We start from the raw sequence: 12,040 nt of genomic DNA, 5'->3' as shown, positions 1-12,040 counted from the left end.
GCGTCTGTTCGTTGCGCACAGTTTCCTGCACGTCCAGGCGCGTCACCGCTCACACCGCCGCAAATTGCGGTGCGAGCGTGAATCGAATTGATCAGCTGTCCTGTTCGGATTCAGCTGCGGCCGGCCAGTCCGTCCCCATCAGATTTCCACCCGGATCGCCGACGCGTGCGCCGGACGTCGTATAGGCGGTCGCGGACGTTGCCTGCCAGTTGCTGTTGAGAATGAAATAGGCTCCGTACGCCAGAACCCCAGCAGTGACGGCCGATACAAGGAACGTTTTCATCGTCTTTTTCTCCCTTCACGCTCAGATGCCGCGGTGGCGCATCCGAGCGGACCCCCAGATAGATCAGTGTCGCAACGCGCAACTGATACATTCACAAGGAGGACCGTCTCACGACAGCCCTCCCCTTATCATACGCCCTTGGTCGACGACGCGCTATTCGGCCGGAGCGACATGGCCGCGCGGCTCGCCTTCGACGGTGCCGTCACGGTCCGCCACCCAGAGAGAGTGGTGTTCGCGCGCCCAGTTCACATCGACCTGGCCAGTGCCCATGGCATCGAACGCGCCTTCCATGCCGAGCGTACCGATATAGATGTGCGCCAGAATGACGGCGGTCATGACGGCGGCGATAATCGCGTGCGCCAACTGCGCCAGCTGCCAGTTGCCAGGTTCGCCTGCAAGCGCCGGGAAGAGGAGCAGGACGCCGGTGAAGGAGAGTGCTGCCCCGCCGAGAATGACGGACCAGAAGATGATCTTCTGACCGGCATTGAAGCGCTTGGCAGGCGGATGGCCACCACCCTTCAGCATACCGCCGCCGGCTTTGATCCAGTCAAGGTCGATGCGGCCTGGAATGTTGTCCTTGATCCAGACGATCAGCATGATCGCGATGCCGAGCATGAAGGGCCAGGCAATGTAGTTGTGAACGACCTTGCCGAGCTGAGTCGCCGTCGCAAATGCATCGGCGCCGAAAAGCGGGATCAGCACATAGCGGCCGAAGATCAGGTTCAGGCCTGTCAGAGCCAAGAGGATGAAGCAGACTGCCGTCAGCCAGTGGGCGAAGCGCTCAAACGAATTGAAGCGCTTGATCGTGCGGCCGGCAAAACCATGCTCCAGCTTGATGCGTCCGCGCACGAAATAGAACACGGCCAGGAGAGCAAGCATGCCGAGAATGACCGCAGCAGATACCCAGTAGACCGTGCTGTTATGCGTGCCGGACCAGTCGCGGCCTTCCGGCTTGATCAGTTCGGCGGAGCGTTGATCGGGAATGGACACACGACCGGAGATGGCATCGCCACCCTGAAGCGCCTCGAGGAGCTGCTGCTCCTGCACGGAGCTTGCGGTCGGGTTGATCGGTTCCTGCGCGCCGGCGACCGGCGCCACGAACATTACCGCAATCAGCATCGCAAGCGCGAGCGTCATGCGGGCGAGATAAGATTGAGCGACCATTTCCGGTCTCCTTACAGCCTTGCCTGTTGGCCGGTCGCGCACCCACGCGGCCGGCACGCACGCGCCTTAAACGTTGATGCTTTCCTGGTAGGCTGTCTGCCAGCCCCAGGCGCCCGATCCGTAACCGCGTGTGGTCACGCGCTCGCGGTAGATTTCGGCGATGATGTCGCCGTCGCCTGCGAGAAGCGCCTTGGTGGAGCACATCTCGGCGCAGAGCGGCAACTTGCCTTCCGCCAGACGGTTGGCGCCGTATTTTTCATACTCGGCCATCGTCATGTCGGCTTCCGGACCGCCGGCACAATAGGTGCATTTGTCCATCTTACCGCGCGAACCAAAATTGCCGACCTTGGGATATTGCGGCGCGCCGAACGGGCAGGCGTAAAAGCAATAGCCGCAGCCAATGCAAAGATCCTTGGAGTGCAGAACCACGGCATCCGCAGTCGTATAGAAGCAATCCACCGGGCAGACCGAGGCACAGGGCGCATCCGTGCAGTGCATGCAGGCCATCGATACCGAGCGCTCGCCCGGCAGGCCGTCATTGATGGTCACGACGCGGCGGCGGTTGATGCCCCACGGCACTTCGTGTTCGTTTTTGCAGGCGGTAACGCAGGCGTTGCATTCGATGCAGCGGTCCGCGTCGCAGAGAAATTTCATTCGTGCCATTTGCTCATCCTCCCCTTACGCGGCTTCGATCTGGCAAAGCGTGGCCTTGCCTTCGTGCATGCCGGTGACCGGGTCGTAACCGTAAGTCGTTATGGTGTTCACGCTTTCGCCGAGCACGATCGGATCGGCCCCTTGCGGGTAGTTGCCGCGCTGATCTTCGCCCTGGAACCAGCCGGCGAAGTGGAACGGCATGAAGGCAACGCCCTTGCCGACGCGCTCCGTGACCAATGCCTTCATTCGGGCGCGGCTGTCGTTTTCAGGCCCCTTCACCCAGACCCAGCTGCCGTCGGCAATGCCGCGATCGGAAGCGTCTGCCGGGTTGATCTCGACGAACATGTCCTGTTGCAGTTCGGCCAGCCAACGGTTCGAGCGGGTTTCCTCGCCGCCGCCTTCGTACTCGACCAGACGGCCGGAGGTGAGGACGATCGGGAAGGCCTGCGCGATGTTGCGATCGACTGCCGCCTGCTGAAGCGTGCGGCCGATGTTCGGCACACGGAATTCGCGGGCGTCGTCGCGAGTCGGGAACTCGGCGACGAGATCCGGCCGGGACGTGTAGATCGGCTCGCGGTGCTGCGGGACCGGATCGGGCAGATTCCACGCAACCGCGCGGGCCTTGCCGTTGCCGAAGGGCACGCAGCCATGCAGCATGGCCACTCGCTGGATGCCGCCCGAAAGATCGGTCGACCAGGAAACGGTGTCGACATTGGCGCCGCCCTGGCGCTCGATCTGCGCCAGTTCAGCGGCTGTCAGGTCGGCATCCCAGCCGAGTTCCCTCAGCACGGCCATCGTGAATTCCGGATAGCCGTCATCGAGCTCGGCGCCGACCGACGAAATGCCCTCTGCCAGCAGCGTCTCGCCTTCGTACTCAAGTCCGAAACGCGGACGGAAATTGCCGCCGCCGTCCATCACATGGAGGTTGGTGTTGTAGAGGATATGCGTGCCGGGGTGACGCACTTCCGGGGTACCCCAGCATGGCCAGGGCAGACCGTAATAGTCGCCGCCGACTTCCGGGTCGTCGGCCGGTGCACGCAGCGTCACCAGGTCGAACTTGTCCTGGTTGGCCATGTGCGCCTTGAGCCGCTCGGGCGACTGGCCGCAATAGCCGGTCGACCAGCCACCGCGGTTGATTTCGCGCATGACTGATTCTGGCTGCGGCTCGGGGCCGAACTTGCCCTCGACCAGGTCGATGTTCTTGAACATCTCGTCGGCAAAGCCGAGTTCCTGGGCCAAGCGGTAGAGAATCCAGTAATCGTTGGCGGATTCGAAGATCGGATCCACGACCTTTTCGTACCACTGGATCGAGCGGTTCGAGCAGGTGCGCGAGCCTGAGCATTCGAACTGCGTCGCTGCCGGCAACAGGTAGGTGTTGTCCGGGCGCGCATGCAGCGAAGCGAACGAGGTCGGGTGCGGATCGACGACAACGAGGAGGTCGAGTGCTTCGAGGCCGGCCTTCACTTCAGCCTGGCGCGGCACGGTGTTGCCGCCGTGGCCCAGAACCATCATGGCGCGGATATTGTCGCGCTGGTCGATCTGCTCGGGATCGATCGTCGCTGCATCGAACCAGCGGGTCGAAGGGATGCCCGGCGTCTGCATGTTCTGCTCGCGCGTGCGGCCCTCGCGGCCATCCTTTGCCGGAACTTCATCGAAGCGCGAGACGAAGTACTCGTACGGCACGTCCCAGACGCGCGACCAGTGACGCCAGCCGCCCTCGGCCAGACCGTAGTAGAGCGGCAGGTTGGTGATATCGAGGCCGAGATCGGTCGCGCCCTGTACGTTGCAGTGGCCGCGGAAGATGTTGGCGCCCATGCCGTTGCCGCCGACATTGCCCGTTGCCAGAAGCAGATTGCAATAGGCGCGCACGTTGGCCGTTCCAACCGTGTGCTGCGTGCCACCCATGCACCAGATGAAGGTGGAGGGCTTCTGTGTCGCGAAGGTTTCGGCAACACGGCGCAGCTGCTCGCCCGGGATGCCCGTGACGCGTTCGACGACGTCCGGTGTCCACTTGTCGCATTCGGCGCGGATCTGATCCATGCCGTAGACGCGGGCATCGATGAAGTCCTGGTCTTCCCAACCATTGGCGAAGATGTGGTGCATGATGCCCCAGATCACCGCGATGTCGGTGCCGGAACGCATGCGTACATATTCCGTGGCATGGGCGGCGGTGCGTGTGAAGCGCGGATCGAGAACGATCACGTTCGCGCGCTGCTGCTCTTTGCCCGACAGGATGTGCTGCAGCGAGACAGGGTGCGCCTCGGCCGCGTTGGACCCCATGAAGATGACAGTCTTGGAGTTGCGGATGTCGTTGTAGGAGTTCGTCATCGCGCCGTAGCCCCAGGTGTTCGCGACACCTGCGACAGTGGTGGAGTGACAGATGCGTGCCTGGTGGTCGACCGAGTTGGTGCCCCAGAAGGCTGCAAGCTTGCGGCAGAGATAGGAGCCCTCGTTGGAGAACTTGGCCGAGCCGAGCCAGTAGACGGAATCGGCACCGGACTCGTCGCGGATCTCGCCGAGCTTCGCACCGATTTCAGAGAAGGCGTCATCCCAGGTGATGCGCACCCATTCGCCGTTCTGCTTCTTCATCGGGTATTTGAGGCGGCGGTCGCCATGGACGATTTCGCGCACCGATGCGCCCTTGGCGCAATGGGTGCCGCGGTTGATCGGGCTTGCCCAGGACGGCTCCTGGCCGGTCCAAACGCCATTCTGCACTTCCGCGGTGACCGTGCAGCCGACCGAGCAGTGGGTGCAGACGTTTTTGCGGATCTCGATTTCCACGCCTTCCATCGTCGGACCGGCTTCAGCCTTGCGGATCGAGCCCGCGCCGAGCGATCCAATAGCAGCAAGGCCGCCGACAGCGATGCCAGAGCGCTTCAGGAACGAGCGGCGGTCGAGCGCGGCGGAAGCGAGCCCGGCGACGACGGATTGCAGTTTGCTGCGCGAAGCTGCGCCGGCTTTACGTTTGACGAGCATGACGCCCTCCCCTCAGTAGCGGTTGGTGCGGTAGAAAGCCTTGACGTGGTCGGTCTCCTGATAGCGCGCCTTGCGCTTCTCATCGTCCGTTTCCTGGGCAGCGGCTTCCTGCACGCCACCGGTTCCAACGGCAACGGCGGCCGCAGCGGCACCCACGCCGGCGAATGCGCCGAGGAAACCGCGGCGCCCGAGACCCTTCTGGTCATCCTGGATCGTCATCTCAATCTCCCATCGGGGCTTTGGCCCCACACTTCGAGTTCAGTCTCTTGGGCCACTTGCGCGACCGGTATTGATTCAGGCGGCATCCATGGCGAACGCTTCACGCTCCACAGCCATGAAGACAGACCCGACTTCCGCCACGTGCCGGTAAAAAAATGCTGAAGGTGCCGTCTTCAGATCCGTAAAAAATTGGTCGACCCACGGTGCCAGATGCCAGCGGAAGAAATCGGCTTCGCTGACGGCTTGCGAGGAGACTTCGCCCGAAGCCAGCGCCGCCATCACGTCGCACAGCATCGCGATATGGTCTTCAGGATCGAACTGCCCCTCCGCCCGCTCCAGTCCGAGCTTCGCCATGTCGTGGCGAACGGCAGCGAGCGGCCGCTCGTTCAGGAAACCGGTCAGGTAGAACGACCCGTAGGGCAGAAGCTCGCCGCGACCGACACCGACGAAGAGCGAAAAGAACTCGCGGTCGACTGCGAGAGGGTCAGCCTTGGCGGCTGCCGAGGCGAGCGCGGTGTGGGCCGAACCAAGCGGCGTCTCGTCGCCACGCAGAATCGACAGATCCGCAAGCAGATCAGCGCCTGGTGCGCCACGCAGAAGCGCCGCGAGCAGCCGGTATTCCTGCGCACGCAGAAAATCGACTTCGTCGGCCAAATCGCTTGTCCGTGTCCGCTCAGTTGCGCTCAAAGCGCCATGCTCCCACTGCCCTAGTAGATCGGGATTCGATCCCAACCGTTTCTTGTTGTTACAAAAGATGAGGGAACGCAACGATGAGCGCAACCGAAATGCGGCACGCGACCGGAGTATAAAACCTGATGATTTGAGACTACATTTCCTCGAAGACATCGGCGCCACGCACAGCGCGTCAGACGCAAAAGAATGCATTATCATGCATGAATTCCGAAGATCGGGTATCCACCGTCATCTCAGGCTAGAACGCATAATTCCACCAAATCGCACAGCGGCGAAACTAGCGGGGAATCGCACCCCCGTGCCGCTTTATTGGGGCGGCAAGATCGGTCGATGCTGTTCCATCCGTCTCGCCCTGACCAAGGTCTGCGACCAAAGTCGTATCCTGTGGATTATCGGTGACAGTGTCCGCGTCGATATCGGGCTGTGAAAATTCGGCGGTCGTTTCCATCTCTTCGGCCGAAGTTTCGGCTATCGCAGGCGGGCTGTCGCTTTCCGGAAGATCGTTCGTCTCTTCGGGCTTTCTCTGCAAAAACTTGTCGACCATCCGCAGTGCTTCGCCTGGCGACAGCGTACCGGAGTTGCCTGGCACGCCACCTGCGACATTCCAGTCGTACGCATAGTCACGGGCGACATCGAGATAGCCGGAAATCTTCGGGTTCATCATCCAGACCTTACGCAAAGCCGCCTGCCGCAGGTCTTTCGGCACGCCCTTGCGCAGGAAGAGCTGCAGTTCCTCGCGCGACGTGACCGTGTCCAGCGGTGGAAGCGCCTCGATCTCTTCCGCGCTCAGCGTCTCATCGGGATCGGGCTCGCCGGCGAGTGCACCGATATCCTGGTTTTCAGCCGGGCTCAGGGCAATCGTATCGTTGGCCTCGGCGAAAGTGGCGTCCTCGGGCTCGATCTCAAGATTGGCGGCTGGCTCTTCCTCGGCGGCTGCGGCGCGTTTGCGACGCGACCAGCGTGACAGGAAGCCGTCGTCCTCGTCCTTGCCGCTCATCGCCTCTGGCTCCCGGTCATGGCAAAAACTCGTCCTTGTCGAGCACACGCTTGGCACCGCGTGTGAGCGCATCGGGATCGGCGCGTTTGCGCTTGCGCTTCACGAAGACCTCTTCCTTGTAGTGAAGCGCCATGAAGCCCTCCACCCACTGGGCGACGCTCGGCGGCATCGGCAAGCCGGCAACGACAAGGGCTTCGTCGCCTGCCCGGGCCTCGCCCTCGTATGGATCGGCGGTCAGCATGACGACACCCTTCGGGTCGTCGGGGCGCATGGCCACCCACAAGGTCGGCTTCGCCAAGAGATTGTCGCGATAATGCGCCGCTTCGCCCGAATAGAGCATCAGCTGAAAATCGCCGGCGTAATAGAGCTCGACATCGCCGGGCGGGCTCAAGCGTTCACCCGCAGGCGTCGCCGGCACGTCGGGAAGAACCGAGTGCGGGGCAAAGCCGCGCCTGCCCCATCGCGTCACCGGCTTTCTCGACACGGTGACGATACCGAGACGGCAGAAGAGCTTGGGCATGGATCGTCCTTTCCGACAGCGCTTGATCGCTGCCCGTGTTCACGCGGCCGGTCGGTCCTCGGCGAGCGGCAGGCCCGTAACGAGATTTTGCGGCTTCAGGCGCACGGTCTTGTCCGGGCTCATCGTCATCAAAAGATAGACCGGCCCTTCAGACTGTTTCTGCTCCCCGTCGTCCTCGGCGAAGTCGAGCCGAAACAGGCCGATCAGTCGCTCCGTCAGATCGGATGGTACCTGTTCGCCGCGCCAAAGGCGATTTCCGAGCGTCGTTGCGTCCTGATCAAGACCCACGAACCAGCGGAAATCCACTTCCTTGACGTCGACCAGAGGCTCGATCGTCACCTTCGTTCCGAGCAGATGGTGGATGAAGACGGTCAAGGCCACGGCCAGACCGGTGCGGCTTTTTGGATCACCGCCGAAATTGAGCGCCATGGAATGCGCGTCCGATCGGCTCCAATAGGTCCAGGCGTTGTCGTCATCGAGCACGTCGAGCTCGCTTCCCGGCTCGCCGGCAAACATCGCGGCCAGGGGCTTGTCGTGCTGCTCGCGCTCCCGCTCTTCGACCAGCTCCTGATCGGCGAGCAACAGAGCGCCTTCCGAGACGGACGCACGCTGTGGCCTGAACATCAGTTCAGCGGCGCGCAGCACGAAGGGATCGCTGCAGCCTTCGAGCGCATTGCGCAGGATGAGATGCACCAGCTGGTTCAGGAAAAGCGGCGGCACGGCCATCCGCTCCCTGACGATGGCCAGATAGGCGCCCTCGATCGTCTGTTCACGAATGAGGAGATCGCGGTAGGCGATGAGGAACTGCCAGTTCTCGCGCGCATCGGGATCCGCGATGGAGGCGATCGTTGCGGCGTCCACCGCAGCCCGCGGCGATGCCTTCAGTTGTTGATAGAGCGCCCGCTCCACCACGCACGCGTCTTGCGGCGGCACGATCTCAGGACGCGCCAGATAGGTCAGCAGCAACTCGTCGGTCACCGAAAGCCGTCCATCGTCGCGGCGACGCACCATGTGATGGCCGCTCGATACCCAAAATTCCCGCACGCGCTCTATTCCTTTCCAAGCGACAGAAGATCGACTTGCTCTTCCGGCTGGTCTTCGTCGTCATCCGTTTCGATCACCAGGAAGGCGCGATCAAGCCCCTTCAACCCCGGCCCTGCCATCGTCGTTTCGGCGCGCGGACGCAAGGTGCGAAACCGCTCGCGGATCTGGCCGTCCTCTTCTGCGCGGTGAAGCGCCAGCAATGTGCCGATCGCATGGTCACGGCAGAGATCGGCCGCGAAAGCGATTTCTTCCCGCGCCGCCGGCAACGCCACGTCCAGGCTCGGCGCCCCGCATTGGCTGACGAGTTGCGCGGCAAGGCTGTGGGTCGCCTCTTCCAGCTCGTTGTCGACGACCTCCGAAACGACGGCAAGCGTTGAATGGCCAAAGCTCTCGATCCCCAGAAATCCCGCCCGAAAGGCGGTTCGCTGCTTGGGGCCGAGATCGGCGATCTTCGCACCATGGAAAAGAAACGTCCCCGCGACCGCCCATTCGCCGGGCTCGGCCGCCTTTGCAAACACGAATGTATCGGACGGATCCATGCGGATCGTGCGCGGCAGCTTCACCAATGCGTTCACAGGAGCGGCGCCTTGCGGACGGGATCATACCAGCGGCTGGCAGCCAAGCCGCTCGAGAGACTTTGCCGGATCGGGGCGGCGCCGGGTTCGCCGCGCTGCAGGAGATCGCCGCGCCCATCGATCATCCAGTCGCGGTCGGTATTGGCCTGCAGGCGTTCCAGATAGGCCGCGGTAACGGCCGAAATGCCTTCCGTGGCCCAGGCGTCGAAGGCGCGCATCAGGTGTCGGGTGAAGCTCTCGATGATCGCTTCCGGCGGATCGAACTCTTCCTCGATCAGCGACGTCGACCCCGGATGCGACCCCGGATCGTCAAGGCTCGGTCGTTCGTGAATGAGCTCGACGGAAAAGACCATCCACTCCGGGACGTCCTCTTCGCCGATGCCTTCGGGCCAGGCGAGCCGGGCTCCGCCCAACCGGGCAAGGTCGAAGAGGAATTCGTCGGGCCAGGCGAAAGCGACCTGCCGTTCGGGCACGCAATGGAAGGCCAGCGAATCGCCCATCGCCGCCATGCCGGCGAAAAAGGCGAGGCGCGCAGCGACCAGAGGCTTATCCGGCTCCAGCACGATGGCGAGCGCCACCGTTTCATCCGAAATCGCGTAAACCAGCGTTCCGGCCCCCGATTGCGCGGCAATTCGGCACGCATGGGCGTGCACGTCGCTGGGATCGGCGATGAAAACGGCTTCAAAAAGCGGCGGCAGGACCAATGGGCCCTCCCCGGCTGCACTCAGCATTCGTGACATTCCTCTGGGGCTAAGTTAGAACCGCTCAAAAGTAAGGGTGCCCGATAGGGCAATGCAAGGCCGGACTTGGCGTCATCGCACGCCGACGGACTGGCCTGGAGGTTTGACGGAATGACCGAGACAAGGCGCCGCGCTTCCGAGCGCCGTGTATTCATCTGCTCGTGCGAAAAGACAATGGCGCTCGACGAGGGCTCGATCGCGCGCGGCTGCGCAGGCACCTTCGAACGCGCAGATCAGCTGTGCCGCCACGAGAGCACGCGCTTTGCAGCAGCCTTGCAGGAAACCGGCCCGATCACCGTCGCCTGCACGCAGGAAGAGCCGCTCTTCGCCGAAATGGCCGAGGATGCGGGCTTCACCGGCACGCTTTCCTTCATCAACATCCGCGAACAGGCCGGCTGGTCGGCCGAAGGGCGCGAGGCGGGCCCGAAGATGGCAGCGCTTCTGGCCGCAGCTTCGGTCAGCATGCCCCCCATCTCGACGGTATCGCTCGAATCGCAGGGCGTAACGCTCGTGCTCGGTCGCGACGAAACGGCGATCGAGGTCGCGGCACGGCTTGCCGATCATCTCGACATCACCGTGCTCCTCGTCGATCCTCAGGACGTGACGCCGCCGGCTAAAACGGTGTTTCCGGTGCTCAAGGGCCGGGTTCGAAATGCCTCGGGTCATCTTGGTGCGTTCGAGCTGACCATCGACGATTATGCGCTTCCATCACCCTCATCGCGCTCGAAGCTGATCTTCGGGTCGGCCCGCAACGGCGCGGAATCCACCTGCGACCTGATCATCGACCTGACGGGCGACCAGCCTCTCTTTTCGGCCGACGACCTGCGTGACGGCTATCTCCGCGTCGATCCGCGCGACGGGGCGGCCATCGAACGACTGATCCTCAAAGCATCCGGCCTTGTCGGTATTTTCGACAAGCCGCGTTACGTGAATTTCGATGCGTCGATCTGCGCCCATTCGCGCTCGACGATCACCGGATGCACACGCTGCCTCGATCTCTGCCCGACCGGCGCGATCACGCCGGCCGGCGACCATGTCGCGATCGACGCAGCAATCTGCGCCGGATGCGGCCAGTGCGCCGGCGCCTGCCCGACCGGTGCCGTTTCCTACGCGCTGCCGCCGGTCGATGCCGTCACCGAGCGACTGCGCGTCATGCTCTCGGCCTATTTCAAGGCCGGCGGCACGAGGCCCGCAATCCTGCTGCATGACGGCGACCACGGCGCACCGCTCATCGATGCGCTCGCGCGCTTCGGCCAGGGCCTGCCGGCGCGGGTAATGCCGCTGCTGCTCAACGAGATCACGCAGACCGGTCCAGAACTCCTGGCCGCTGCCGTCTCCTATGGCGCGGACCGGATTTTTATCGCGTCCCGCGCAAGAGCGAAGCATGACGTGTCGGGCCTGACGAGCATCCTCGCGATGACCAACCGCATTTTCGCAGAGCTCGGCTATGGCAATGATCTGGTCCAATTGGTCGAGACGGACGATCCCGACCAGCTTGGTGCAGCGCTTGCCGCGCCCGGCGCGATGCCGGCCAGGGCCGCGGCGCCTGCCGGGTTCCTTCCGCCGCCGGACAAGCGCGGGCTCCTCGAACTGGCTTTCCGCGAATTGCATCGCGCAGCGCCGTCGCCGGTCGACGTGATCGCGCTCGAACGTGGTGCGCCATTCGGGGGCATCGAGGTAGACGTGGCTGGTTGCACGCTCTGCCTGGCTTGCGTTTCCGCCTGCCCCGCCAATGCCATCACCGACAACCCAGATCGTCCGACGCTGCGCTTTTCGGAAAGCCTCTGCGTGCAGTGCGGGCTTTGCGAAGCGACATGCCCGGAAGATGTCATCACGCTGCAGCCGCGGCTGGATTTCACGGCCTGGGCGGAGCCCAAGCGCCTGCTGAAGGAAGAAGAGCCGCATGAGTGCATCGAATGCGGCAAGGCGTTCGGCACGCGCTCGACGATCAATCGCGTGATCGAAAAGCTCGAAAGCCACTGGATGTTCTCAGGGCCGGAGGGCGAACAGCGCCGGCGGGTTCTGGAAATGTGCGAGGACTGCCGCGTCGCCGTCGTCGTCAAGGAAAGCTTCGATCCGCATCAGGCCGAGACACGCACGATCCGCACGACGGACGACTATCTGCGCGAGCGCGAAGAACGAAACCAGAGCCGGCACTAGACCGATCGCAAAAAT

At 63.2% G+C, this 12,040-nt stretch carries 12 protein-coding genes; 1 reads left to right on the top strand and 11 read right to left on the bottom strand.

Annotation, left to right across the window (positions count from 1 at the left end; translation table 11 throughout):
* Positions 1-91 precede the first annotated feature (91 nt).
* From GC125_RS06260 to GC125_RS06210, 11 genes are all read right to left on the bottom strand, one after another.
* A complete protein-coding gene (locus GC125_RS06260) occupies positions 92-283 on the bottom strand; it encodes a hypothetical protein (RefSeq protein WP_151984660.1) in 192 nt (63 codons plus the stop codon).
* Between the two features lie 153 nt (positions 284-436).
* A complete protein-coding gene (locus tag GC125_RS06255; protein WP_210251652.1) occupies positions 437-1,447 on the bottom strand; it encodes a formate dehydrogenase subunit gamma in 1,011 nt (336 codons plus the stop codon).
* Positions 1,448-1,513: 66 nt separating this feature from the next.
* A complete protein-coding gene (fdh3B, locus tag GC125_RS06250; protein WP_126011546.1) occupies positions 1,514-2,110 on the bottom strand; it encodes a formate dehydrogenase FDH3 subunit beta in 597 nt (198 codons plus the stop codon).
* Between the two features lie 15 nt (positions 2,111-2,125).
* Entirely contained in the window at positions 2,126-5,077 is a 2,952-nt protein-coding gene (locus tag GC125_RS06245; protein ID WP_151984658.1) for a formate dehydrogenase subunit alpha, read from the bottom strand.
* 12 nt (positions 5,078-5,089) lie between these two features.
* Positions 5,090-5,296 (bottom strand): hypothetical protein, encoded by a 207-nt coding sequence (locus tag GC125_RS06240; protein ID WP_151984656.1) that lies wholly within the window; start codon positions 5,294-5,296, stop codon positions 5,090-5,092.
* A 75-nt stretch (positions 5,297-5,371) separates the two neighbouring features.
* Positions 5,372-5,950, bottom strand: coding sequence for a TorD/DmsD family molecular chaperone (locus tag GC125_RS06235; protein WP_286165389.1), 579 nt, complete (start codon positions 5,948-5,950; stop codon positions 5,372-5,374).
* Between the two features lie 316 nt (positions 5,951-6,266).
* On the bottom strand, positions 6,267-6,986 hold the full coding sequence (locus GC125_RS06230) for a DUF3306 domain-containing protein (protein ID WP_199864471.1): 720 nt from the start codon (positions 6,984-6,986) through the stop codon (positions 6,267-6,269).
* Positions 6,987-7,002: 16 nt separating this feature from the next.
* Positions 7,003-7,506 carry a DUF3305 domain-containing protein gene (locus GC125_RS06225; RefSeq protein ID WP_151984652.1) on the bottom strand — a complete coding sequence of 168 codons (504 nt, stop codon included), beginning with the start codon at positions 7,504-7,506 and terminating at the stop codon, positions 7,003-7,005.
* 39 nt (positions 7,507-7,545) lie between these two features.
* The gene (locus GC125_RS06220) at positions 7,546-8,550 is read right to left on the bottom strand and encodes a DUF6352 family protein (RefSeq protein ID WP_151984650.1); all 1,005 of its coding nucleotides are present in this window, start codon (positions 8,548-8,550) and stop codon (positions 7,546-7,548) included.
* A gap of 5 nt (positions 8,551-8,555) precedes the next feature.
* Complete coding sequence (locus GC125_RS06215; protein WP_286165606.1) at positions 8,556-9,116, bottom strand: DUF6505 family protein; 561 nt, start codon at positions 9,114-9,116, stop codon at positions 8,556-8,558.
* Positions 9,117-9,121: 5 nt separating this feature from the next.
* The gene (locus tag GC125_RS06210; RefSeq protein ID WP_199864470.1) at positions 9,122-9,856 is read right to left on the bottom strand and encodes a biotin/lipoate--protein ligase family protein; all 735 of its coding nucleotides are present in this window, start codon (positions 9,854-9,856) and stop codon (positions 9,122-9,124) included.
* Between the two features lie 120 nt (positions 9,857-9,976).
* Between GC125_RS06210 and GC125_RS06205 the strand changes: the two genes are divergently transcribed.
* Positions 9,977-12,025, top strand: a complete 2,049-nt coding sequence (locus tag GC125_RS06205; RefSeq protein WP_286165388.1) for a 4Fe-4S binding protein — start codon at positions 9,977-9,979, stop codon at positions 12,023-12,025.
* The last annotated feature ends 15 nt before the right edge of the window (positions 12,026-12,040 follow it).

It is taken from the genome of Rhizobium sp. EC-SD404 (genome assembly GCF_902498825.1).
Taxonomy (GTDB): Bacteria; Pseudomonadota; Alphaproteobacteria; order Rhizobiales; family Rhizobiaceae; genus Georhizobium.
This window is presented reverse-complemented; position numbering and strand designations above follow the sequence as displayed.